Raw genomic sequence first — 24,254 nt, forward strand, 5'->3', positions numbered from 1 at the left:
TTTGGTATCGCAGCCTTTCCAGACTTACCGCTACTGTGCACCGATCTTTCAGCGGGCAGCCTTCACAGCTTTGACTTCGGTAATGACGCCTGCGAATCTCATATCCACTTTCTAGTGTTTCCTTGCTTTCTCTGTGGAAATGCAGTGTTTGCGCGGCGGGGCACGTCCAGTTATCCTCGGCTGCGTTGTACGTCCAATTCTCGATTTTACTCACATCTGCTTTCCACGCTTTGCTCTTTTCTTTATGGTAACTGCCGTATTTAACGACTGCTGTGATCTCTTCCTTTTCCAGATAGGCATAGTTCTCTTCACTTCCATAGCCTGCATCTGCAATGATTGTCTGTGGATGTTGCCCCAAGATCCGCCGTGCTATTTCCAGATGAGGCTCTAAACAACGGGTATCCGTGGGTCTTTGGTGGACACTGTAGGCTAAAATGAACTGATTTTCCGTGCCAATCTGCACATTGTATCCCGGTTTTAACTGTCCATTTCGCATGTGGTCTTCTTTCATCCGCATGAAGGTGGCGTCCGTGTCAGTTTTGCTGAAGCTGTTTCGATTTCCAAGCAACTTTTGGTAATGTTCGTACTTCACAAGTCTTGGAAGCAAGTCCTTCCGAAGCTTCCGAACGGCTTTCTTTAAGGGGGTATCCTTGGGATGTTTCAGCAGCTGAGCTTCCAGTTGCTGCGTGACTTGTTCGAGCTTGCTGCTATCCAACTCGAAAGCCTCACCGAGTTCGGTCAGGTCTTTGCCGTGATGCTCGCGCTCTTCCTGATGCTCTGCGGCTTCGATGGTGGAGAAAAGTGCATGTACCTTCTCTTGCAGTTTGGTCTTGTGTTTGCTGACCGCTTTACCCCAGACGAAGGTGTAACGATTGGCATTGGCCTCAATCTTGGTACCATCTACGAAATAATGTTCCAAGGAGATGTACTTTTCATCTGCAAGAAATTGAAGTACGGCGGAGAACACGGTTTCGAGGACGTCTTTCATCCGCTCCGAACGGAAGCGGTTAAGCGTGCGGAAATCCGGACGTTGCCGTCCGGCTAGCCACATAAAGGGGATGTGTTCCCGGATGGCTTTGGCGATTTGTCTTGAGGAATAGATGCGCTGTGTGTAGGCGTAGATGATGACTTTGGTGAGCATTTTGGGATGGTAACTGTCACGGCCGCCGCCGGGATAGGCAGCGTCAAAAATGGCATCGTCCAATCGATTGACGGCAGCATTCACGACACGAACGAGGTGGTTTTCTGGAATATCTTCTTCTAGATCCATTGGCAAACAAAGTTGGTCCATGGTATATTGAATGTACAAAGAAACCTCTCCTTTGAAATGGTTGGGCACACTTCCATTTTACCAAAAGAAAGGTTTCTTTTTTGTGTTTTTTTAAAGATTGAAGATCCATTCCCCGCATAAACAGCGGAGAGGACGGACGGATTGTGGAAAAGCGGCAGCGGTCGCCTTGGTCTCCGGATTTTCACCGCTAAGGGGAATGAAAAAAATCTGGAGAGCACAGCGATTGGAACAATGGTCCGTTCGCGCAGCGTCCACCCAAAAAGTCTAAGTATATCCTACGTAAAAAACAAGGCTGTCCCAAGCAGCTATTTCATGGCTTTTGGGACAGCCTCTTTTCGTTTGTTGTCAGGGCCTTTGCCCGCAGGTGATCCTGTTGTATAATCATAGAAACCAACGTACCTTTCATTTCTATATAGACAACGCTGTGGCCCGGCTTAAGAATATATGCGTGATTCTTAAGCCGGGCCTTGTTGTCTCTACAGCAGATCAATACTATCCGGTGAAACGGGAGAATAAGAGGGGCATCATGACGAAATATTCCGAATTCATTCAGCAGGCAGAACAATTTGTTAAACAGGAGTTATCCGGTGAGGCGAGCGGTCATGATTGGTGGCATATCGAGCGGGTGAGAAACACGGCCTTGGAAATCGCCGGCAAAGAGCATGCGGATGCGGTTGTATGCGAGCTGGCGGCACTGCTGCATGATGTGGCTGATGAAAAGCTGAACGATAGCAAAGAAGCGGGACTGGATAAGGTTCGCTCCTGGATGCTAGAGCATACCACGGACATGGATCTGATCGACCAGGTGATGGACATCATTTCGACCATGTCTTATAACGGTGGCAAGAACCCGCCGATGAAGACGCTGGAAGGCCAGGTCGTTCAGGATGCAGATCGTCTGGATGCGCTTGGCGCAGTCGGAATAGCCAGAACATTCGTATACTCGGGTGCCAAGGGGCGTATTATTCATGATCCCGGTCTGAGTGAGGAGATTCTTGCACAGGAGGATTACCGGTCGAGCAATAAAACGGCTATCTACCATTTTTATGAAAAGCTGTTGAAATTGAAAGATTTGATGAATACCTCATACGCCAGAGAGCTGGCGGAGCAAAGACATGCGTTTATGGAGCTGTATTTGAAGCAGTTTTACAGTGAATGGAAGGTCCGGGACTAATCCGGCTCCTCCCACCCTTCAAAATACCGGTTATTGAAAGGAGCCATTCCACTTGAATACCGCCAACCGAATTACGATGGCCCGGATCGCGCTTATTCCGCTTTTCATGCTGTTTTTTACAAAATGGCCGGCATGGCTGGCTGAAGTCAGCGGGATCATCCAGTTCTTGAACAATTATGGTGTATACATAGCCATCGGGATCTTCGTGCTTGCTTCCGGTACAGACAAATTAGATGGATATGTCGCGAGAAAATATAACCAAATCACCAATCTGGGAAAGCTGCTGGACCCGCTCGCCGATAAGCTGCTGATTTCCGTCGCGCTGATCATGATGGTACAAGCAGATATGATTGCTTCGTGGGTGGCTGTGATTATGATCAGCCGGGAGTTTGTCATCACAGGTCTTCGCATGATTGCTTCCGCTCAAGGCATCGCTTTGGCCGCGGATAAGCTTGGGAAATGGAAAATGGTCCTGCAGGTGATAGCGATCGTGGCTGTGCTGCTCGGAAATTATCCTTTTCAGTGGTTCACATCCATTCAGGTGGATAACATCCTAATGCTGCTTGCGGTATGCCTGACGCTGATTTCGGGAATCAACTATCTCGTTCAAAACTTCAAGATCCTCAAGCTGAATGATATGTAGTACTAGCAGTTTTTTTAAAAAAAATGGGAGGTTTTATCGGTGACACATTCTTTTTCCTTTCTGCGTATTGGTTATGTTTACATACCTACGACCCGAATCGATGAGTCTATTGCATGGTATACCGAGCATCTGGATTTTAAGCTGATGGACAAATTTGAAGACCGCGGTTCCCTTTTGGCCGTGCTTCATCATCCGCATTTGAACTCCATCGCGATGCTTCTGATTGAAACACATGATAAGCAGCAGCTGGAAATCACCAGAAACGGTGAACCATTCCCCGTTATGGCTCTAAACTGCCCTGATATTAAGTATACATACGATAAGCTGAAGAATGCAGGAGTTGCGGTGGAAGAGCTTCATACGTTAGGTGAGGGCGAGGCGAAATACTTTTATTTCAGAGACCCGGAAGGCAATCTGCTGGAAGCAGCTTGGTCGAAGTGGGACCCTCAGGATGAAATTAAGGATCATTTCAAGTAGGAAATCCAGAGTCTAGAAAGTGAGAAGCGTCTGAGGATGGAGGATATCATGAAAAAGATTGCAACACTCATGTGCATCTTCTTTCTTTTCGTTCATACGGAGGCATCGGCAAGTTGGGCTTATTCATTCGTGGTATATAATAGCAGCGTATATGCGGTTACAATGGAAGAGGTGAGTTCGGAGCTTATCGGCAATCAAATTGGAAAAGTAACCCGCTTCTCCGATAAGGAAGGCACATACCGCGGGAATTTCTCCAATCAGTATCCGAAAGGAACACCTTACTATGCGATCAATGGCATTGATTTCAAGCAGCAGATTGCTGTAAAAACGGATGCCGATACGTATGTAAAAGCCGTATATCAACGAACATATGCTGCTGATGAAAGACCAAAAAATAACGGATTATGGTGGATGTATATGATAGGAGCTGCCCTATTGGTCTTGGTCGTCTTGGTCGTCTTCGTCGTATACAATCGCCGCAGCAGGCGTAAACAATGAACCCCTACGATCCATGGGAAAGGAGACAACAAGAATGAAACATAAGGTTGTCATTGCCGGAGGAACGGGTTTTATCGGAACCTATCTGGAAAATCAGTGTAAACAGCTTGACTATGAGGTGTTTATCATTTCCAGACGAGCAGGCCATATTTCATGGGATGATACGGATGGGATCCGGGAAGCGCTGGAGCATGCTGACATGCTGATCAATTTGGCGGGTAAGTCCGTGAACTGCCGTTACAATGCGGAAAATAAAGCCGGAATTATGAACTCCAGAACGGAAACAACCATGATTCTGGGACAAGCGGTACTAGCCTGTGAGCATCCACCGGCTCTTTGGATCAATTCCAGTACAGCAACCATTTACCGGCATGCGGAGGACCGGCCCATGACGGAAGCGCACGGAGAGATCGGCTCCGGTTTTTCGGTGGATGTGGCCAAGGCATGGGAGCAAACCTTTTTCTCATTCTCTGTTCCCCAGACCCGTCAGATAGCACTCAGAATAGCGATCGTTCTCGGACAGGGCGGAGGTGTTATGATTCCTTACCAAAATCTGGTCCGATTTGGACTCGGCGGCATTCAGGGACCCAGCAGCCAAAAATTCAGCTGGATTCATCTGCATGACATCCTTGGTATTATTCTATTTCTGAGAGACCATGCGGAACTGAGTGGGGTTGTTAATGTCTCGTCCCCGAACCCGGTTACCAATCGGGAGTTGATGCAGGAGCTTCGCCGAGCGATGAAAATGCACTTTGGCCTGCCTGCTCCAGCTTGGATGCTGGAAATGGGCGCCGGTGTCATACAAACTGAAACCGAACTGATTCTCAAAAGCCGCTGGGTCATCCCGGAGAGACTGGAACAGGCGGGATACCGTTTCAAATATCCTACATTGAAGGAAGCTCTCAACGAAATCATTCCCTCATAAATATTGGGGTTAGGGCTTTAGTTAATTGCAAAAGAGAGGTACACTACTTATATTGGTCCTTTATCCGATACTTTCCTGAAGGGAGCCTCAACCATGTCTTTAGAAGCTACAAATACGCTGGAAGAGAAGCTTGCCAAAGCAGTTAACGAGCCCTCTGCCAGACCTGACTTTTATAACGAACTGCGAAATTCCGAAATCTACACGATTCAGGGCGGGACAACCCCTGTGCAAGAAAAAACGGAGCTGACCGCGGGGCAGTCCGTACAGCTTTTGAGCGTTGAAATGAATGGAAAAAGATACGTACCTATTTTTTCTTCACTCACCCGCATGCAGGATTTTATCAAAGAGCCGGTTCAATACCTGGCGATCAATGCACTGCATTTTTTCCAGCTGACCAAAGGCGCGGATATCCTTCTTAACCCGGGTTCCCCTTTTGGCAAGGAATTTAGTGCACGGGAAATTGAATCGATCCTGGATGGTTCCGTGTTTAACGCTCCAGAGGCTTATGTGGTGGAAAAGAATACCCAAACCATGATTGGCCCGCCATCAGAGCCGCCGGCAGAACTGTTGGCTGAACTCAGCACCCTCTTTGAGCGGTTGAAAAATGTCATTTGCGCTTATAATGCCCAATCCTTTAACCCGCGCACCGACAGAGCGCCGCGTACCCTGATTGCGGTTAGCTATATCGGCAAAGGCGACAACATTATTGCCGAGGCTGGCAAAGTGGCTGAATCGGTACAGGTGCAATTCCCGCCTGTAGAATTCATTGAGCTGAATGGAAGCTCCGGGCTGGAGAGTTATTTTGAGAGTCAATGCAAGCCGTTTTATCTGAAGGAAACCTTCTGATCCGCTTCAGTTGCTGCAAATACCCGAGTTCCGGTCTTGCCGGGATTCGGGTATTTTTATGTAAAATGATAGAATGAGATGTGTCCCTGAATTAGGATTTAGTGTAAAATAGTGGGTGATTGCTGTGGCCGCAGATATTCACATCCGAGTACAGACAGACCTGGCTGAGTACATTGCCGGTTTTTTTGTGTTCAAAAACTGGAGGGAGTCATCGGATGACTGTTAAAAAGTGGTGCATAGCTGTTATCACGGTTTTGCTGGTGACCAATGGGTTGACGCTAAGCTTGCTGCTGATGAGGAATTCCAGTGAGGATAAGCTTTCGGGAAGCGGTAAGGCTTGGGAAGCCTTCATGCTGAATGGGAAGAGCCAACATTGGCAGGTGAATAATTTCATGATCATTAGAACGGCATCTTCCACCTATCGGGGGAAAGGAAGCTTAACCTATTTGGGCGCCCCCGGGAATATTCAGGATTCCACTTATTTCAGCTATTCATTTTATGAGCAGCCTGCGAAAGAAAAGCCGCAAGCGGTTCTCAGTCACACCGAATCATCTATTAACGGGACAGTCAGTCTTTTGGAGAACACGAAAGAAATAGCCTCGATTCAAGGCACGCCATATTTCTGGGAGCTCGAAGAGACCAAGGAAGATCTGGGATACTCGTATATGGAGATGAGCTGGAAAGACAATCAGGGAAATATGCATACCGAGAAAATACCAATGTCGGTTGCAGAAGAGTACGAAAGTATGGAATAGCGTCCGAGTAAGTTTTTGCGCTGAGATCTCAATAAGAGAGGAAGATGAATTTGGATACTGGAACAGGAATTATCGGTATTATTCCATTAATCATTAGTTTGGGATTTTTTGGTTTGGGGATTGCCTGCATGATTTTATTTATCCGTTTCGCTGTACGGGCGATTAAAGCACTCGATATCTATTTGGCTGAAAAATCCCATAGATTATGATAGATTACAGTAATGAAAATGGTATAATTTTGTTAAAAAATGTGTTGTGCTGCGGCATTGATGATATGCCTGGCCTGGTTTGACAATTCGTTGGAGGATGATAGAATGAGTAAAATTGAGTACTCCGTTCAGGTTCGATTGGTGTCAGATCTCGCCGCATCCAAGGATTTCTATGAAAAGGTGCTTGGCTGCGAGGTGAATGACTTCTGGGCTGTGCGTGATGAATTTGCGCTTGGATTCAAACTGCTGCAATCCGTACAATCGGGAGATGTGCAGCCGAACAAGCAGGGGAAGGATCAGGCGGCAGCATGGGATACATATGCGTATGTCGATACGCACAATGATTTGGATCAGCTGTATGAAGAACTGAAAGCCAAAGGAGCTCAATTCATTCAGGAGCCTGTTCTCACGGAAGCGGATTGGGGAGCTTGGAAGGAATTTTCCATTACGGATCCGGATAACTATTCCATTGGCTTTGGATCGGGCAAGAAGGGTTAGGAAGCAAGACAATCCGCCGCTGTCATGATATGTAGTGACAGCGGCTTTATATTTTTAGGAGGGGGCTATGAATATGAATAATGGTTCAGGCGGTTACGTGGTTGGATGGGGGACATTGGCCTTAATCAATGCCGGACTGGCTCAGGGGAAAAACCGGAGCGGACTGAACTGGTTTCTGATCTCGCTTTTAATCGGCCCTTTGGCAACGCTATTTATCGTAGTATGGGACAGAAAATGAGCATGCAGCGGTTTCTGATCGGGCAGTATGGTACATTTGACAAGCATAAATTCGACCGGGATTTCCGCGATGAATTTTACGGAATCGAAGCCTGCCTGCTCCAAACGGAGGAGGATGTTCTGGAGTTAATCCAGGCAGCGCAGAAGCATTCCTTCCAGGTGGGCATTCATTTTCCGCTCCGGGATCGAGGGCTCGTTATCCGCGATGCCCTGTTTCTCTCGCCTGATGAGGAGGAACGGAATCAAGCATACCGATTGATTCAGGAAGAACTGGATGAAATTTTGCGGATGGGTCTGGATCCCGCCTATATTCTGTTTCATTATCCCAAGCCGGTCATTTTGGATGATCGGGTGGACTGGAGCAGATGGCATTTCAGCGACCGCAGGGAATATGTTTACGAAAGCGAGTATCCCTTCGAAGAGTATAAGCAGCGGACGGAGGAGCTTTTTCAGTGGCTGACAGAGCGAAGCAGACAATACGGCTTCGTTCCTGTACTGGAATTCGATGCACTGAACAAATATGTGTATGATTCAGATGTTCTAGAGGAGCTGCTGCAGAGGTACCACCTGATCCGGCTTTGTCTGGATACCGGAAGACTGTACCTGCAGGAGAGAAGGGATCCATCATTTCAATCTATCCCGATCATGCGGAAATACGCCAAATATGCGGAAGTCATCCATCTATGGAATTTGCAGTACGGTGACGGCTTTATCAAGCTGCGATATCCGGTTCTGCCTGAGCAGCTAGAGTCCGACGGCTGGGCGCCGATCGCCGAATATCTCCACATTATCAGGGAAGAGAATCCGAATGTGAAAATCCAGTTCGAACACCGTTCAGATTTGGTCAATGATGAGGATTTGCAGCGATGCTACGAGTGGGTTTCGGAGCTGTTATCGGCCATTCCAAATAAGAAAGGAGCTGAATAACGATGGAACAATGGGCAGCTTAACGAGTAAAAGCACACAACACCCGCGCATCTGCGGTGGTTGTGTGCTTTTAATTAACGGTGATTATTGTTGTTGTTTGGCTGCGAATTCCCGCATTTCAGGAACGGTGGGGTTGGCCAGATAATGGCCGCCTTCAACCTGGATCGTTTGTCCGGTTAGGAACTTCGACTCATCCGATGCGAGGAACAGTACGGTATAACCAATATCCTCGGGTTCACCATGGTATGGAAGCGCGTTATGCTTTTCGAACATATGCTTCATGGCTTCAGGAAGATTATTTTGGGCAGCAGGCGTCAAGATCAAGCCTGGAGCTACGCCATTGCAGCGGATATTTTGCTTGCCGTATTGGGTCGCTACATATTTCGTTAAATTTGCTACAGCAGCTTTCGTAGTACCGTAAGCAGTACGGACAGAATCACTCGCGAATGCGGACATCGATGCGGTATTGATAATCGATCCGCCGCCGGCTTTAATCATATGAGGAATCGCGTATCTGCAACCGAATACCACGCTTTTCAGATTGACGTTCATTTGACGATCCCACTCATCCATGTCCATGTTCACGATGTCGAGATCCTTTTGCAAATTGGTTACGCCGACGTTATTGAACAGAACATTCACTGTGCCGTAAGCTTCAACGGTCTTCTCAACAACCTCTTTAATAGAAGCTTCCTTGGAAGCGTCGAGGAACATGCCTTTAGCTTCAAACCCTTGGCTTACAAGTTCTTGAGCCGCTTTCTCCGCACCTTCTACGTTAAAGTCAGCGAGAACCACTTTAGCACCTTCTTTGGCTAGCAGCTGAGCAGATGCCAAACCAATTCCGGATGCCCCTCCTGTAATAATGGCTACTTTACCTTGTACACGTCCCATATTTATGCCACCCTTCAATTGTTTTTTTTTACTTAACAGCTTAGTCCCTTAAAACTGAAGTATAATAAGCATTGAGCATTATATCACTGCTAAATTCAGAAAATCAAATATAGGGTTCGGAGATAAAAAGTACCGAAAACTCAAATCTCGTTAGTGGTTGCTTATTTTCCCTCATTTTTGGCGTAAATATGCTTCATATCGGGTCAAGCTGAAAGATCATTAAAATAGCTTCATATTCAACCTGAGTGTCTTGTTAAGCTGCTTTGGAAAAGTGGATAAAATGTGGCGCTTCACTTACACTAATGGGATACAGGGCAGAAAAAAGCCTATTTTAACGAAGAAGGAAGGCCTACGATTTGTCTTACGAATGGATTTTATTAGATGCAGATGAAACTTTGTATGATTTCAAAATGTCCGAATCGCTCGCGTTGTCCAGCGTACTTACGAGCATGAAACTTGATCCGATGGATAAGGCGATAACGGATTGCTATAACCGGATTAATCACGGGCTATGGCAGGAGCTGGAGCAGGGTTTGATTAATTCGACCGAGCTGAGGGTGGAAAGATTCCGGAGATTTTGTCTGGAGCAGGGACTGAATGAAGACGCAGGCATTATCAGCGACCGATATATTGAATCACTCTCGGAGCAGGCGTTTGTTCTGGCCGGGGCGCTGGATCTTTGCCTCTATTTGAAGGAGAACGGTTATCGCATGGCGATTATCACCAATGGCATCAAGCAGGTACAGTTTGGGCGGATTGGCCGCTCAGAACTCAAGGATTTCTTCGAAGCGGTGATCGTTTCCGAGGATACGGGCTTTCAGAAGCCGCAGCCGGGCATATTTGAGCATGCCTTTTCCAAAATTGGAAGCGCGGAGAAAGAGAAAATGCTGATGGTCGGAGATTCCCTGACCTCGGATATTCAAGGCGGAAACAATGTAGGGATAGATACGTGCTGGTATAACCCGAACCGTCTTCCGAACACAACAGGCATTGTACCAACCTACGAGATCCATGACTTGGCTGAGCTGAAAGAGATTCTGGAGCGCAGCAGAGCCTAATTGATATATGAAAGCGTATCGTTCATGACAACAATTTGACGTGGCTGTAACCTTATTGTGACGATTTGGCGCAAGGGATGATTTATAGTAAATCTATAAGATCACCGCGCCCGATTGGAGCTATTCCGGGATTTTTTCTTCAATCTCGTTTGAAAAAAACTCAGCAGGGTAATGGATGATATGGAAATGAAATACATTGTCCATAAAGGAGATATTTTCAATGAAAAAAATCACGCTGCTTGCTACCCTCATGATCGTCGCCCTGCTGAGCTTTATCACATCGGCCAGTGCAGTCGGAACGGATAAGGAATACACACCGGTTCCTCCGAGCGAGGACACAGTAACAGCCTTGATTTCTACAATACAGCAGGATAACGGACGCCTGAGTATTCAGGCAGATCCGATTGATTGGTATGAAGGCGCCGCAGCCGACCAGAAGTTTGCGGAACAAGATAAGGATGCAGCTGAGGAATTAGGCGGAGCACCTGACGGCTATTACATTGTGAATGATGATAAAACGCTTCAAACCTATGAAATCGCTCCAGATGCAACGGTGCTGATGCAGCTTTATGACCATGATGGAACCTACGAAGGTATGGAGATCAAGTGGAACGAAGCCGTATCGCTCGACAAGTATTTGGCCATTATGAACAACGACAAGCTGATGGACATGAAAAGCTTTCCGTATCACCTGACGATCCAGGACGGCAAAGTCGTCAAAATTGTACAGCAGTATATCCCTTAAACAAAAAGATCCGTCATCTTCTGGATGGCGGATTTTATTTTGTTATGATGAGTGTTAAAATATTGAAGCAATTCCTGAACGAATGATATGAATGAAGGTGATAAGTTGGAACAAAGCACTATGAAAAGGGTTAGTCCCCTATACAGATTCCTCATATTCGGCTTGCTGGAAGCCCGTTCCTGCATTTTTCCGGCGGTTATCTTCTTGACGCTGGCCGCTTCGAAGCTGCTGCATATCCCGTTTTTACCGAGATATGATTTTATTCTGCTGGTATGCGTCCTTGCGCAGGTGCTGATGCTGGTATTCAAACTGGAAACCTGGGATGAGTTTAAGGTGATCTGCATGTTTCACATCATCGGGCTGCTGCTCGAATTATACAAGGTACATATGGGCTCGTGGTCGTACCCGGAAGCAGGCTGGAGCAAAATTGGCGGCGTTCCTCTATACAGCGGCTTTATGTATGCCAGCGTAGCCAGCTATATCTGCCAGGCTTGGCGGAATTTGAATCTGCGGATCACCAACTGGCCGCATGCCTTTTGGACCGTGGGTATTAGTATCCTCATCTATCTGAACTTTTTCACCCACCATTATTTGTGGGATATCCGCTGGTGGCTGACGCTGCTGCTGGCAATCATCTTTTTTAGAACGGTCGTATATTTCGATGTTGCAGGTAAAACCTACCGGATGCCGATGGTACTGTCCTATGTGCTGACTGGCTTCTTTATCTGGGTAGCAGAGAACATATCCACCTTCTTTGGAGCGTGGCAGTACCCTGACCAGGATCATGTCTGGAGAATTGTACACATCGGGAAAATCAGCTCCTGGTTCCTGCTCGTGGTGATCAGCATTATCATCGTTGCACAGTTGAAAAGAGTGAAAGAAAATGAACAGGCAGCCGATCAAAGCGCTGCTCCACTGCAGGAGCAGATCAAATAAAAAACTCAACCCAGCACCGACATGGTACTGGGTTGAGTTTTTTCCTGAAACTGTATCGTTTTCGGAGCTCTCTACGGCAAAGCGCCTTTTTAATGCAGATTCCGGTATTCGTATGGTGTACAGCCGGTTTCCTGCTTGAACAGCTTGGAGAAGTAGGAGTAATTAGAGTATCCGACTTTGCTGGCAATCGCATTGACCGACATAGGGGTCGTTTTTAACAAATGCTTTGCAATGCGGATACGGGCTTCAATAATGTAGGTTCCCAAGGATACCCCGGTTTCTTTTTTAAACAGACGTGCCAGGTAATCCGGATTCAGGTAGACGGTTTCCGCCAGACTCATCCTTGTCAGGTCATCTCCATAGTGCCTGCTGATGTACTGCTGGATTTCTTCGACAACGGACCTTGGCTGCTCTGCGAAATCCCGATACTTCGTGGCGGTATTCACCAAGTAGGTGAGGTATTTCTCCATATCTTCTATCGAATTCAGAGACTGTATAAACAACTGATCATTCGTTCTTCCTGTATACAGCTTATGGGCCTCAATCTCTTTGCTCTTAAGAAAAGAGTAGACGAGCTGAACCAGGTCGAGCCGGAACAAGCGAAGCAGCGATGCATTCATGGATTGGTTGTTCACTAGACTATACAGGTAACGATGGATCTCTTCGAAAAATGCCGCAGGATTAGACTGGTTCAGCAGCTCTTCCAGAAGTCCCAAATCAGGAGGGGTATAAGCCGCCTCTTGATAATTGTATTTCTCCAGATAAAAGATTTGATTGCGGCTGTTGATCAACTCCTCATTCATATGGATTAATTGCCTGATAACGGGATGCACAGCCGGCAGGGCTGAAACGGTTGCAATGTTACAACAGGCATCACATCTTAGAAATTGGTTGGCCTTTTGAATAAATGAAGTACATATCTCTTCCATTTGATACGGCTCTGGAGGCAGATTCCATTTCAGCATGGCGATCCAGTTGTAATCTTTGTACTCCAGGATAGTTTCAACGGAATAGTGGGAACTCTGAAACAGTTCATATAGTACATTCAGAAGCGCATAGTCAAACAGATCCTTATCTTCCTTGCCAGGCTGGTGTCATAAGGAAATACTTTGATGAGTACAGGCAGGAACATATCCGAGATTTGATAGGATAGATTCTGGTCAGCAATGGAATGGGCGATGACAGCTGGATCGGAAGGAAAGGTTTTACCCGAGATCAGTTTGCGCCAGAAATGCTCAACAATTTTATTTTGATTTTTTTTCCACAAGTATCCTTCCTTGATGGCCTTCTCGATGTTCTTTTCTTCATATGCTTTGGACACGGCCTTCCGGATGATCAAGGTCAATTTATCGAACTCAATCGGCTTCAGAAAATAGTCAAAGCTCTGCAGCTCGATAGCCTTCTGGGCATAATTAAAATCCGCATAATTGGTTAGGAAGATGGTCTGAACGGTGTACTCTTCCTCACGGATCCACGCCAGCAGCTCCAGTCCATTGCCCTGAGGCATTTCGATATCGCAAATGAGAATATGAACAGGATGCTGCTGCAAAATCCCCCTTGCCTGGGAAACGTTATAGGCCGTAAATATATTTTCAATAGAGAGCGCCTTCCAATCAATCTTCTTTTCAAGCGCTGTCACGACAAAATAGTCGTCATCGACCAGCAAAGCGTTCATCTGGATCTCTCCCTTCACAATGATTCGAGCGGATGAAATGGAAGGCAGATGGTAACGCAGGCGCCGCCTTCTTCACGGTTAAGAAATTGGATCTCTGCCTTCCGGCGGTAGAGCAGATCTAGTCTCTGCAGGGTGTTCATGATGCCGATATGCGTTCCATCGCTCTGATCCAAAGGATGTCCATGGGTGAGCTGATCCAGGATATGGGCAGGGAAACCGGGTCCGCTATCGGATATTTTTATCATGACCATCTCTGCGTCCTTATCGATCAAACGGCAGACCGAAAGGGATATCTGCACCTGGTTTACTCTGGAAACGGCATATTTCACCGCATTTTCGATAAAGGTCTGGAGCACAAGCGGGGGAATGCTGATGTCCTCCGTATCCACATTCTCCTCAATGGTATAAGCGAATGCATTCCGGTACCGGTGCTGTTGAATATCCAAATAGATTCTGACATGATCAATTTCATCCTTTAGCCTGACAAAATCCTGACCATTCTGGAAGATATACCTGAAATACCGGGAAGTGGATAAAGTCATGTGTTCAATTTCCTCGTACATTTGCATTTGCGCCATACTGTAGATGTTCGTGAGGCAGTTCAGAAAGAAATGGGGCTTAATTTGCAGTTTCATATAGTCCAGCTGAATTCGCTGTTTATCCAGTTCCCGCTCGTAAATATCGATCTTAAATCTCCGGATCTGCTCAATCAGATCCTTCACTTGCAGATTGGCCTGTTCCAGCTCGATAATCTTACTGCTTTGAAAATCCAGGTTCTCGTTGTCCTCATTCAATTGGGTCAGATTATCCGAGAAAGTCTGGATTGGTCTCAGCACCCGTTTGTTGAAGTAGATCATGACCACGCACAGAATAAAAGCAATGAACAACGCGAGTAAAATAATCAACAGCTGGGCTACCATAATTTTCTCGAACGTCCCGAACCGGATGACCATTTGTACACGGAACGAAGCGTTAGAGAACTGCCGGCTGACCGTTGTCTGGGATTGTACGAAGCTGAGGAGCGCCGGCTTGGAAGTGTTGAGTTGAAGCTCTTTCTCACTGACTCCAATCGGAGTAGAGATGCTCTCACGGTTTTCATTCATCAATGAAGCGGAACCGTTTTCTCCAAGATTGATGGCTCTGAGCGGCCGGATCAAATCATCTGCGGAGATCAGACAAATCAGATAGCTGTCATGGTAAGGCACAATATTGATAATGTAATATTTGTCTTTGACAAGAACGGGAGTCCAATCGGAATAAAACTTTTCATATACGTTTTTATCTTCGGCGTAGGATATCACCTGTTTTTTTAAATCCAGGTAATCGGGATATTGGATACTTAAGGGGGAGCAGTTCAAAAGGAAATCCTTCTTCTTTAAATAAAAGAAAAAATTGTACTCCTGGCCGTAATTTTTCTGCAGTTCGGTAAACCGCTGATGAAGCTGCGTGTTTGACTTTAGAAATTCAGTGGAATGGGTGTCGTACTTATTCATGTTTTTCACGATCTCATCGTTGGCCAGGGTCCAGCCCATGTAGTGGTTGATGTAGGCAAAATCATGATTGATTCGGTTGATATACAGATCGGCGGTGTCCTTCAAATATCGTGTAGACTGCTGCTTGACGATCGAGATGGAAGCATCACTAATGATGAAGTCCAGAATCAGCGCAGTAAATAAAGTGAAGAGCATAATGTTAACATAATGTTTCACCGGATACGGTTTGCCCGTTTTTTTCGCCATAAGCCTCATGAAAAAACCTCTCTTATCTCTTCCTAAGAAAATGAATGCGCTTTAATTGATATTATATCGATCCCCCGATCATAACAAAACGTGTGAAGGTATGTTTTTTTCCAAAAGTCCGGATAGTACTATCAAAAAGTCTGGATATTGTTAGGTTTTCCCATGGATGGATAGGCCTTGGATCAAGAGGGTCCGGATAATGCTTTTACGAAGTCCGGTTTAGCTTGAATGGAGCAGATATAATAAATCTTGTTTAGAGAATCAGCATCTGACTAAAGCGCGGTTGACAGAAGAAAAAGTGGGAAGGGGGAGTCTTTCTGAAGTTGAATTCATCCAGCAGCACAATCCAGCGTACGTTCGGGCGGATCGGAAGAAACTGGGGACTATATGTGCTGCTGCTGCCGGCGGTCGTACTGCTGCTATTATTTTCCTACAAGCCGATGTACGGTGTTGTGATTGCGTTTAAAGATTATAGTCCCGCACTTGGTATAACGGGAAGCCCCTGGGCAGGACTGAAGTACTTTGAAAAGTTCTTTCATTCGTATCAATTTTCAGTAACGATCAAAAATACGCTGATTATCAGTCTATACAGCATCGTCACCTTCCCGATCCCGATTATACTTGCACTGATGGTGAATCAAATGCGGGTGAACCGGTTCAAACGGGTATTTCAGACGGTAACCTACATGCCGCATTTTATTTCTACGGTTGTTATGGTGGGATTGATGCTGATCCTGTTTTCACCAGGCAATGGATTGATCGGTAACATCTACCGGCTATTTGGCGGAGAAGCCCCAAACCTGATGGGTTCCGCCAGTCTTTTCAGCAGTGTCTATGTATGGTCGGATGTGTGGCAGCATGCCGGATGGGACAGTATCATTTTTATCGCCGGATTATCCGCGGTTGACCCGAGCTTGTATGAAGCAGCGACGGTCGATGGTGCGAGCCGGTGGCAGAAAATACGTTATATCGATATTCCGATGCTTGTGCCCACGGCGGTAACCTTGTTCATTCTCCGTATGGGCGGACTGCTGGGCGTAGGCTTTGAAAAAGTATACTTGATGCAGAACAATCTCAACATTTCATCAAGCGAAGTGATCTCCACTTATGTGTACAAAATCGGCCTGCTCAGCAGCCAGTACAGCTTCTCATCGGCGATTAACCTCTTCAATACGCTGATTAATTTTGTATTGTTGATTGTAGTGAATCAAATTTCGAAAAAGCTCAGCGACAACAGTCTATGGTAGCGGGGGAGGGGATCTTATGGAAGTGATAGCGAGCACCGCAGCGGGGAAAGTAAACAACCGGTCTTCCGACCGCGTCATGGAGGTTTTGCTCTATATCTTTGCTGTATTTTTACTGCTCATTCTTATTTATCCGCTGTATTTCATCATCATCGCGTCCTTCAGTGACCCTTCGGCCGTTGGCAATGGACAGGTATGGCTGTTACCTAAAGGCTTTACATTCGACGGTTATAAGGAACTGCTCAAGCATGAAAATATATGGATCGGATACAGAAATACGATTCTGTACACGGTTGCAGGCACAGCGATCGGCTTGGTCGTCAACATATCGGCAGCCTACGCGCTGTCAAGAAAAGACCTGGTTGGGCGCAAGTTCATTTCCCTGTTTTTTATCTTTACGATGTTCTTCAGCGGCGGATTGATTCCGACGTTCCTGACCATCCGCGATTTCCATATGTACAATACGTTTTTGGTTATGGTGCTTCCGTTTTCGGTTGTGGTTTATGACATCATTGTGGCGAGAACCTTCTTCCAGTCGAGTATCCCGGGTGATCTGTGGGAAGCGGCGCAGATCGACGGATGCGGTAACCTCCGGTATTATGCCCTCGTTGTTCTGCCGCTCTCCAAGGCGATCATCGCGGTACTTGGTTTATGGATCGCTGTCGGGTACTGGAATTCCTATTTTAACGCCTTGATCTATTTGAAAAATCCGAATCTGTATCCTCTGCAGTTAATTCTGCGGAATATCCTCATCACCAACCAGATGCAGTCCAGCCTAGGGAGCGGCGAAGCGGCCAATATTGCATTACGGCTTGCCAACATGATGCGTTATTCCGTCATTATCGTGTCCACGATACCGATTATGTGTGTCTATCCATTTGTGCAGAAGTATTTTAACCAGGGGGTGATGATCGGAGCGGTCAAGGAATAAATAACCGGTTATAATTTAATGAATATTAGGGGGATTTCTGGAATGGGTAAAAAAAGGATAGCCAGATTTTTGATTACGCTTGGCGTTATTTCGACACTTCTGGTTGGAATGACCGCATGCAGCGGAAGTAAAGACGCAAGTAAATCATCCGCCGATTCGGATTCATCTTTTAACAAAACGGGCCTTCCTATCGTAAAAGAACCGATTACATTGAATGTATTAACCGTCCGCTGGGGCAACATGGGCGATACCTTTACAAAAAATACATGGCTTCAAAATCTGGAAAAGGATACGAATGTGAAGATCAACTGGCAGGTCATGTCTTCCAATGACTGGGCTGAGCAGAAATCCATCATGCTCGCGAGCGGTACGATGCCCGATGTTGTGCTTGGTGATATTGCGTTCTCCGACTCGGATATCGTAAATAACCTCAGTTCTTTCCGTCCATTGGATGATTATATTGATGAGTACATGCCGAACCTTAAGGCTGCCATATCGGAATCACCGGAGCTGAAGAAGCTGAGCACATTCCCTGATGGAAAAATGTATTCGCTGCCGGCAAGACTGCCGTCCCGGCCGGTGACGCAGAATCAGCCGGTAATCAATAAAGCCTGGCTTGATAAATTGGGGCTGAAGGTTCCTGAAACGATCGATGATCTCTACAACGTTTTCAAAGCTTTCAAGGACAATGATCCGAACGGTAACGGGAAAAAGGATGAAATCCCCTTCAGCGGTTCACAAGATATCAGCGTAGATCTGCTGGCTCCTTTCGGAATTACGGATCTGAACGCAACCAGCATGATGGTCAAGGACGGAAAACCGGTTTATTTTCCTACCTCTAACGAGTATAAAGAAGCGATCAAATGGGTTCATAAATTGTATTCGGAGGGTTTGATTGATCAAGAGCTGTTCACCCAAGATAACACCATGCTGACTGCAAAACAGCAAAATCCGGATGTCGCGCTGGTTGGATTCACGAATCAGTGGACGCCTGATGCTGTATTCGGCAAATGGAAAGATCAATACGTGACGATCCCGACCATTGCCGGGCCGGATGGAAAGCGTTATCAAGTGGGTGACCCGAATGGACTCAGCTATAGACGTAACGAGCTGCTTATTACGACTTCCTGCAAGAATCCAGAGGTAGTAGCCAGATGGGCAGATCAATTCTATACCAATGAAGCCAGCATTCAGAACTTCTGGGGCGCGATGGATACGGTAATTAAAAAGAATGACGACGGTACCTTCACACTTATGAATCCGCCAGCAGGTACCAGTGCGGACGCCTGGTATTGGGATAGCTCCCTCCGTGACTTTGGTCCGAAGTATGTAAATCCAAGCTTTGAAAAGAATATCGTTCTGGATCCTGCCAACGGAGACGGATTGAAGCTTGAAATTGATAAACTGGGCAAAGAATATGTGACAACACCATTCCCGAATGTCATGTATACATCGGAAGAATTCCAGGAGCTGCCGACGCTTACAACAGATATCGACACCTATGTAAGAACAAACCGTGCCCAGTGGGTCACGAAAGGCGGCATTGACGAGCAATGGGATGCTTATGTTAAGAAGCTGAATGAAATGGGACTTGAAAAGCTGGTGAAAATCCGTACGGATGCTTACGATCGCTATAATAGCGTCAAATAGGGGGATGGAGTTTCCGGTTTTATGGAGAGGTAAGGGGATTACAATCAGATCATAATTTAGAGTTACCGCATCAGCCAAAAACGGGTAATCGTTTTTGGCTGATGCGGTTTTTACTTGTTTTAAAAAATTCCCATGCTTAAATAACGTTCACCCGTATCCGGTGCGATGCATAGCACCCGCTTACCGGGACCAAGACGCCGGGCCACCTGCAGAGCAGTCCATACGGCAGCGCCGGCGGAGGGACCTACCAGAATGCCTTCTCTCGCAAGTCTCCGCGTTGTTTCAATGGCATTTTCATCGGTTACCTGAAAAATCTCATCATACACATCGGTATTCAGAATGGCAGGGATAAAGCCCGGGCTTGTACCCACCAGCTTATGGGGTCCCGGCTGGCCGCCAGACAACACTGGCGAGCCTTTGGGCTCCGCGACATAGATGCCGATGCCGGGAATCCGCTCCTTCAAGACTTCACCGGTACCGGTGATGGTACCGCCAGTTCCTGCCGTGGCAACGAAGGCATCCAGCCGCCCTTCCATCTGCTCGATAATTTCCAGTGCCGTGGTGCGGCGGTGAATGTCTGGATTGGCCTTATTTTCAAACTGCTGCGGAATGAAGCTGTTAGGAATCTCCCTGCTCAGCTCTTCAGCCTTGCGGATGGCTCCCGGCATGCGCTCGGCGGCAGGAGTCAGCACAACCTCTGCGCCATAAGCCTTGAGAATATTGATCCGTTCCTTCGTCATATTATCAGGCATAATCATGATGGCGCGGTAACCCTTAGCCGCAGCATTCATGGCCAGACCGATCCCGGTATTGCCGCTGGTAGGCTCAATGATCGTGGAGCCGGGCGCGAGCAGTCCGTCTTTCTCTGCCTGTTCTATCAGATTGAAGGCAGCGCGGTCCTTCACGCTTCCGCTTGGGTTATAGTATTCGAGCTTTACGTATACCTCGGCATCTTCTGCACCAACCAGGCGGTGAAGCCGGACGACAGGGGTATGGCCAATTAGCTCAGTTATATTTTGTACTACTTTGGGTTGTGTCATGGTTAATAGCGCTCCTTTATGATGTTATATCACACTAAACCGATAGACTTCTCCGTTTATTATAGTTCTTCCAAGTCGAATGCACAATTAAAGAAGAGTTTCTCAGACTTATTCATTTTGATGCTAACAGCCTATAAAACCATGTCTTTATATCGCGGAATGATCGCGAGATTTACCCGTTCGGGATATTTTTTCCGGAATAACAAAAAACAGGAGCAGCATGATCGTAAATATCAATAGGGCAATGCCTTCTTCTGCTAACAAATAAACGGGGTAGGGGCCAAGCCAGTCCAGTATGGATGCCGTTGAAGGCTTATGCATCAGGAACATATAGTTTGCGCCTACATAGTAATCTGTAATACCCACTAAAAGAGCTGCGACATTCAAGAAAATCATGGTCAATCCGATGGACTTCCATGTCGGCCTGTAATTTTCGATCCAGGTCATATAGAGGGATGCTAGAATGATCAAAATATGGGCGGCGAAAAACTGATAGAAACGGATATGCGGAAAGGGATAACCGAGATTAGGCGTAATCAGTGCCTGCAAAGCTCCGCCAATACCGGCGAAGAACAGAATTTCATACAGCAGGCGGCTCTTTGACAGAAGCATAATGATGGATAGCAGCAGCGTCAGACTGCAGAGCTCTAGAGGTAATGTGTATTTGGGGCTCCACGTACCTTCAGTGATATTCCAGATATCGAGAACGGCTTCGGAGCCTGCGAGAATAGCGGCCAGCGTATAGCGGAGAATCTTTTTGTTCCGGGGGCTGCGTTGGAGTCGGTGCCTGAATGCATAGAGCAGAAGCGAAGTAACAACGAGCAGCAGGAGTGCGAGCAGATGGGGAGAAGAGAACAGGACAAACGGATTGCTCATGGTCATGCCTCCTGAAAGATATTTATATTACCATGATATCCATATCATGGATGAACGCAAGGCGAAGTATTTGAACGGCCGGTTCTGCAAACTGATTTCATTGTTGATTCCAAATTTTTGCTTGCATTTTTGAAAAGCCAGGAATAAAATGTAGCCATACAACTTGTACGTACCATTAATTAATATTATAAAATAAATAGAATATGTATGTACAAGGTGATGATGACATACACATAACTTTGGGAGGCGCTAACAAGATGAATTTGAAACCGCACTCATTTTGGTTTGTAACAGGCAGTCAGCATCTATATGGACCAGAGACGCTGGACCAGGTAGCCGAGCATTCCCGGATTATCGCAGAGCAGCTCGATCAGGATCCTTTGTTCAACTATCCGGTCGTATTCAAGCCGATTGTGACCACGCCGGATGAAATATACAATTTGATCGTTCAGGCGAACAGCGATGAGACCTGTGCAGGAATTATGACGTGGATGCATACCTTCTCTCCTGCAAAAATGTGGATCGCAGGGCTGTCGCAGCTGCAGAAGCCGCTGCTTCATTTTCATACGCAATTTAACCGGGATATACCGTGGGAGACCATGGACATGGATTTTATGAATCTGAACCAGTCTGCACACGGTGACAGAGAATATGGCCATATCGGCGCACGCTTGGGGATCGCCCGTAAAATAGTCGTTGGACACTGGGAGGATCGTGAAGTGCGGGAAGGCATTGCCGGTTGGATGCGTACGGCAGCAGCATATGCCGAGAGCCGCCGCCTGAAAGTGGCACGTTTTGGCGATAACATGCGTGAAGTAGCGGTAACGGATGGTGACAAAGTCGAAGCACAAATCAAGCTCGGATGGTCGGTAAACGGTTATGGCGTAGGGGATCTTGTGCAGGTATTAAATGAAGTCAGCGATCATGAAGTGAGGGCGCTTCTGAATGAATACGCGGAGCAGTACAGCATCACGAAGGCAGGGCTCAACGACGGACCCGTGCGGAACGCAATAGCGTATCAGGCCCGTATTGAAATTGCGATGAGACGTTTCCTGGAGGAGGGCGGCTTCGGTGCTTTTACGACCACCTTCGAGGATCTCCATGGATTGAAGCAGCTTCCGGGACTTGCAGTACAGCGTTTGATGGAAGCCGGTTATGGCTTTGGCGGAGAGGGAGACTGGAAGATAGCGGCGCTGACCCGTGTACTGAAGGTGCTGGCGGACAATAAGAGCACGTCGTTCATGGAAGACTACACCTACCACTTTGAACCGGGGAATCATATGATTCTTGGCGCACATATGCTGGAGGTATGTCCGACAATAGCGGCTACACGTCCATCTGTCGAGGTTCATCCGCTTAGCATCGGTGACAAGGAAGATCCGGCCCGTATTGTATTTGATGGTCAGGATGGCCCGGCTGTGAACGCATCCCTCGTCGATTTGGGACACCGTTTCCGCCTGCTTGTGAATGTGGTCGACGGCGTGAAGATCGAAAAGCCGATGCCTAAGCTGCCGGTAGCGCGTGTGCTATGGAAACCCCAGCCCTCCTTGCGTGAATCAGCAGAGGCATGGATTATGGCAGGTGGAGCACATCATACGGTTCTGTCTTATGCGATTACTGCCGAGAATCTGGCTGACTTTGCCGAAATGGCCGGAATCGAAGCCGTCATTATCGATAAGAATACATCGGTTCAACGCTTCAAAAACGAGCTTCTGTGGAGCGATGCGGCTTACCGCTTACGATCGTAACTGCTTGTCTGTATTCGCCCAGCCTATGATACAATAACCATAATAAGAAAAGCCTTCCGATATCGGCTGTTTGCAAGATCCGGCAAGGTTTTAATCTAGAGCGTTTCGCTGAGGTGAATGATGAATAACAGACGAATTCCTAAATATATTCAATTAAAAAATGAACTGCTGTCCTGGCTTGAATCGGGAAAGCTCCAGCGCGGACAACAGGTGCCTTCGGAGAACGAAATCGCAGAGCAGTTCGGCATGAGCCGCCAGACGGTCCGCCAGACCTTTGGAGAGCTGGAGAAGGAGGGCTGGCTTGAGCGGATTCAGGGGAAGGGAACCTTTGCCCGGAGTCCTGAACGCCGCGAAGGCGAGCAGGTGAAGACGATTGGCATTATTACAACCTATATATCGGATTACATTTTTCCGCATATCGTGCGGGGAGCAGAAGCAGAGCTGCGCAGCCAAGGCTACAGACTCCTCCTGTCCAGTACGGATAACAATAAGGAGAAAGAGATGGAGAGCCTTCAGCTGATGACGAGTCAGCCGCTTAGCGGACTGATCATTGAGCCGACAAAGAGTGCTGAAGGCAATCCGAATCTGGCATACTTTCTGGAGCTTCAAGAAAAAGGCATTCCTTATCTGATGATCAACGAAAAGTACCGGGAACTGGAATGCGCTTGTCTTAAGGTGGATGATGAAGCCGGGGGCTATAAAGCAGCGCAGTATTTGCTCGAGCAAGGCCATACGCAGATCGCAGGTTTTTTCAAACGTGATGATCTTCAGGGCGTAAATCGGCTGAAGGGTTTCCTGGCAGCACATAAAGCGGCTGGAATCAGTGCTTCTCCCAAACGAGTCGTTACATACACGACTGAGCAGAAGTCGGATTTCCCTTATCAGCAGGCTCTTCAGATGCTCGCTGAAGGAGAGAAGCGTCCAACGGCGTTCGTATGTTATAACGACGAGCTTGCCGTGATGCTGATGGAAGCTGTTGCTGCAAGCGGACTTCAAGTTCCTGAGGATGTATCAGTCATCGGTTTTGATGACTCCAGTCTGGCATCCGCTTCGGGTACCAAGCTGACAACGCTGACGCATCCCAAAACGGTGATGGGACAGACCGCCGCAAGCAGGCTTATAGCCATGATTGAGCAGGGAGAGCAGGCAGAAGACATGGTTTATGAGCCTGAGCTGATCGAACGGGATTCAGTGGCGAAGATAAATAAAGGGTAAGTGAACAGAGTCTGCCGGATGCGGAC

25 protein-coding genes and 1 pseudogene are annotated in these 24,254 nt (G+C 47.1%); 19 read left to right on the forward strand and 7 right to left on the reverse strand.

The features are described 5' to 3' along the window. Positions 1 to 1,309, reverse strand: a pseudogene (locus tag E6W40_RS02020) (IS1182 family transposase); the annotation flags it as partial. A 508-nt stretch (positions 1,310 to 1,817) separates the two neighbouring features. Between E6W40_RS02020 and E6W40_RS02025 the strand changes: the two are divergent. From E6W40_RS02025 to E6W40_RS02065, 11 genes are all read left to right on the forward strand, one after another. After that, complete coding sequence (locus E6W40_RS02025; RefSeq protein ID WP_136606786.1) at positions 1,818 to 2,465, forward strand: HD domain-containing protein; 648 nt, start codon at positions 1,818 to 1,820, stop codon at positions 2,463 to 2,465. Positions 2,466 to 2,517: 52 nt separating this feature from the next. Beyond that, positions 2,518 to 3,108 carry a CDP-diacylglycerol--glycerol-3-phosphate 3-phosphatidyltransferase gene (gene pgsA / locus E6W40_RS02030; RefSeq protein ID WP_136603950.1) on the forward strand — a complete coding sequence of 197 codons (591 nt, stop codon included), beginning with the start codon at positions 2,518 to 2,520 and terminating at the stop codon, positions 3,106 to 3,108. Between the two features lie 39 nt (positions 3,109 to 3,147). Next, positions 3,148 to 3,585 carry a VOC family protein gene (locus tag E6W40_RS02035; RefSeq protein ID WP_136603951.1) on the forward strand — a complete coding sequence of 146 codons (438 nt, stop codon included), beginning with the start codon at positions 3,148 to 3,150 and terminating at the stop codon, positions 3,583 to 3,585. A 48-nt stretch (positions 3,586 to 3,633) separates the two neighbouring features. Continuing rightward, entirely contained in the window at positions 3,634 to 4,083 is a 450-nt protein-coding gene (locus tag E6W40_RS02040) for a hypothetical protein (RefSeq protein WP_246072808.1), read from the forward strand. Positions 4,084 to 4,117: 34 nt separating this feature from the next. Next, positions 4,118 to 5,008, forward strand: coding sequence for a TIGR01777 family oxidoreductase (locus tag E6W40_RS02045; protein ID WP_136603952.1), 891 nt, complete (start codon positions 4,118 to 4,120; stop codon positions 5,006 to 5,008). Between the two features lie 93 nt (positions 5,009 to 5,101). After that, on the forward strand, positions 5,102 to 5,854 hold the full coding sequence (locus tag E6W40_RS02050) for an enhanced serine sensitivity protein SseB C-terminal domain-containing protein (RefSeq protein ID WP_136603953.1): 753 nt from the start codon (positions 5,102 to 5,104) through the stop codon (positions 5,852 to 5,854). A 215-nt stretch (positions 5,855 to 6,069) separates the two neighbouring features. After that, complete coding sequence (locus E6W40_RS02055) at positions 6,070 to 6,609, forward strand: hypothetical protein (protein ID WP_136603954.1); 540 nt, start codon at positions 6,070 to 6,072, stop codon at positions 6,607 to 6,609. A gap of 50 nt (positions 6,610 to 6,659) precedes the next feature. Beyond that, the gene (locus tag E6W40_RS29345) at positions 6,660 to 6,818 is read left to right on the forward strand and encodes a hypothetical protein (protein WP_168928781.1); all 159 of its coding nucleotides are present in this window, start codon (positions 6,660 to 6,662) and stop codon (positions 6,816 to 6,818) included. Between the two features lie 105 nt (positions 6,819 to 6,923). Then, a complete protein-coding gene (locus E6W40_RS02060; RefSeq protein ID WP_136603955.1) occupies positions 6,924 to 7,316 on the forward strand; it encodes a VOC family protein in 393 nt (130 codons plus the stop codon). A 67-nt stretch (positions 7,317 to 7,383) separates the two neighbouring features. Next, entirely contained in the window at positions 7,384 to 7,554 is a 171-nt protein-coding gene (locus tag E6W40_RS29350) for a hypothetical protein (RefSeq protein WP_168928801.1), read from the forward strand. Continuing rightward, complete coding sequence (locus E6W40_RS02065; protein WP_342774668.1) at positions 7,551 to 8,480, forward strand: sugar phosphate isomerase/epimerase; 930 nt, start codon at positions 7,551 to 7,553, stop codon at positions 8,478 to 8,480. Before E6W40_RS29350 ends, E6W40_RS02065 begins: the two co-directional genes overlap by 4 nt. A gap of 84 nt (positions 8,481 to 8,564) precedes the next feature. Here the strand turns inward: E6W40_RS02065 and E6W40_RS02070 are convergent, their stop codons facing one another. Further along, on the reverse strand, positions 8,565 to 9,371 hold the full coding sequence (locus tag E6W40_RS02070; protein ID WP_136603956.1) for an SDR family NAD(P)-dependent oxidoreductase: 807 nt from the start codon (positions 9,369 to 9,371) through the stop codon (positions 8,565 to 8,567). Between the two features lie 356 nt (positions 9,372 to 9,727). On the opposite strand from E6W40_RS02070, the gene E6W40_RS02075 reads away from it, so the two are divergent. From E6W40_RS02075 to E6W40_RS02085, 3 genes are all read left to right on the forward strand, one after another. Continuing rightward, complete coding sequence (locus tag E6W40_RS02075) at positions 9,728 to 10,429, forward strand: YjjG family noncanonical pyrimidine nucleotidase (RefSeq protein ID WP_136603957.1); 702 nt, start codon at positions 9,728 to 9,730, stop codon at positions 10,427 to 10,429. Positions 10,430 to 10,649: 220 nt separating this feature from the next. Further along, a complete protein-coding gene (locus E6W40_RS02080) occupies positions 10,650 to 11,174 on the forward strand; it encodes a hypothetical protein (RefSeq protein ID WP_136603958.1) in 525 nt (174 codons plus the stop codon). A 120-nt stretch (positions 11,175 to 11,294) separates the two neighbouring features. Continuing rightward, positions 11,295 to 12,110: a DUF817 domain-containing protein gene (locus tag E6W40_RS02085; RefSeq protein WP_136603959.1), complete on the forward strand. Its 816-nt coding sequence runs from the start codon at positions 11,295 to 11,297 to the stop codon at positions 12,108 to 12,110. 89 nt (positions 12,111 to 12,199) lie between these two features. Here E6W40_RS02085 and E6W40_RS30325 read toward each other — a convergent pair whose 3' ends face one another. The 3 genes from E6W40_RS30325 to E6W40_RS02095 form a co-directional block, all read right to left on the reverse strand. Further along, positions 12,200 to 13,075, reverse strand: a complete 876-nt coding sequence (locus tag E6W40_RS30325; protein ID WP_342774669.1) for a helix-turn-helix transcriptional regulator — start codon at positions 13,073 to 13,075, stop codon at positions 12,200 to 12,202. A gap of 80 nt (positions 13,076 to 13,155) precedes the next feature. Further along, positions 13,156 to 13,785: a response regulator gene (locus E6W40_RS30330; RefSeq protein WP_342774670.1), complete on the reverse strand. Its 630-nt coding sequence runs from the start codon at positions 13,783 to 13,785 to the stop codon at positions 13,156 to 13,158. Between the two features lie 14 nt (positions 13,786 to 13,799). After that, positions 13,800 to 15,533 carry a cache domain-containing sensor histidine kinase gene (locus tag E6W40_RS02095; protein WP_342774671.1) on the reverse strand — a complete coding sequence of 578 codons (1,734 nt, stop codon included), beginning with the start codon at positions 15,531 to 15,533 and terminating at the stop codon, positions 13,800 to 13,802. A gap of 383 nt (positions 15,534 to 15,916) precedes the next feature. Here E6W40_RS02095 and E6W40_RS02100 point away from each other — a divergent pair, with 383 nt between their 5' ends. The 3 genes from E6W40_RS02100 to E6W40_RS02110 are packed head-to-tail and all read left to right on the forward strand — an operon-like array spanning position 15,917 to position 19,349. Next, complete coding sequence (locus E6W40_RS02100) at positions 15,917 to 16,771, forward strand: ABC transporter permease (protein ID WP_342774705.1); 855 nt, start codon at positions 15,917 to 15,919, stop codon at positions 16,769 to 16,771. Between the two features lie 16 nt (positions 16,772 to 16,787). Continuing rightward, positions 16,788 to 17,699, forward strand: a complete 912-nt coding sequence (locus E6W40_RS02105; RefSeq protein ID WP_136603962.1) for a carbohydrate ABC transporter permease — start codon at positions 16,788 to 16,790, stop codon at positions 17,697 to 17,699. 42 nt (positions 17,700 to 17,741) lie between these two features. Then, complete coding sequence (locus E6W40_RS02110) at positions 17,742 to 19,349, forward strand: extracellular solute-binding protein (RefSeq protein WP_136603963.1); 1,608 nt, start codon at positions 17,742 to 17,744, stop codon at positions 19,347 to 19,349. Between the two features lie 119 nt (positions 19,350 to 19,468). On the opposite strand, the gene cysK is transcribed toward E6W40_RS02110, so the two are convergent. Then, on the reverse strand, positions 19,469 to 20,389 hold the full coding sequence (cysK, locus tag E6W40_RS02115) for a cysteine synthase A (RefSeq protein ID WP_136603964.1): 921 nt from the start codon (positions 20,387 to 20,389) through the stop codon (positions 19,469 to 19,471). A gap of 147 nt (positions 20,390 to 20,536) precedes the next feature. Further along, positions 20,537 to 21,265 (reverse strand): YwaF family protein, encoded by a 729-nt coding sequence (locus E6W40_RS02120; RefSeq protein WP_246072810.1) that lies wholly within the window; start codon positions 21,263 to 21,265, stop codon positions 20,537 to 20,539. 257 nt (positions 21,266 to 21,522) lie between these two features. On the opposite strand from E6W40_RS02120, the gene araA reads away from it, so the two are divergent. Together araA and E6W40_RS02130 are read left to right on the forward strand one after the other, a co-directional pair. Next, positions 21,523 to 23,013 carry an L-arabinose isomerase gene (gene araA, locus E6W40_RS02125; RefSeq protein ID WP_136603966.1) on the forward strand — a complete coding sequence of 497 codons (1,491 nt, stop codon included), beginning with the start codon at positions 21,523 to 21,525 and terminating at the stop codon, positions 23,011 to 23,013. A gap of 120 nt (positions 23,014 to 23,133) precedes the next feature. Beyond that, positions 23,134 to 24,228: a GntR family transcriptional regulator gene (locus E6W40_RS02130; RefSeq protein WP_425464931.1), complete on the forward strand. Its 1,095-nt coding sequence runs from the start codon at positions 23,134 to 23,136 to the stop codon at positions 24,226 to 24,228. Positions 24,229 to 24,254 lie beyond the last annotated feature (26 nt).

It is taken from the genome of Paenibacillus dokdonensis (genome assembly GCF_004916975.1).
In the GTDB taxonomy this organism is placed as follows: Bacteria; Bacillota; Bacilli; order Paenibacillales; family Paenibacillaceae; genus Paenibacillus_AQ; species Paenibacillus_AQ dokdonensis.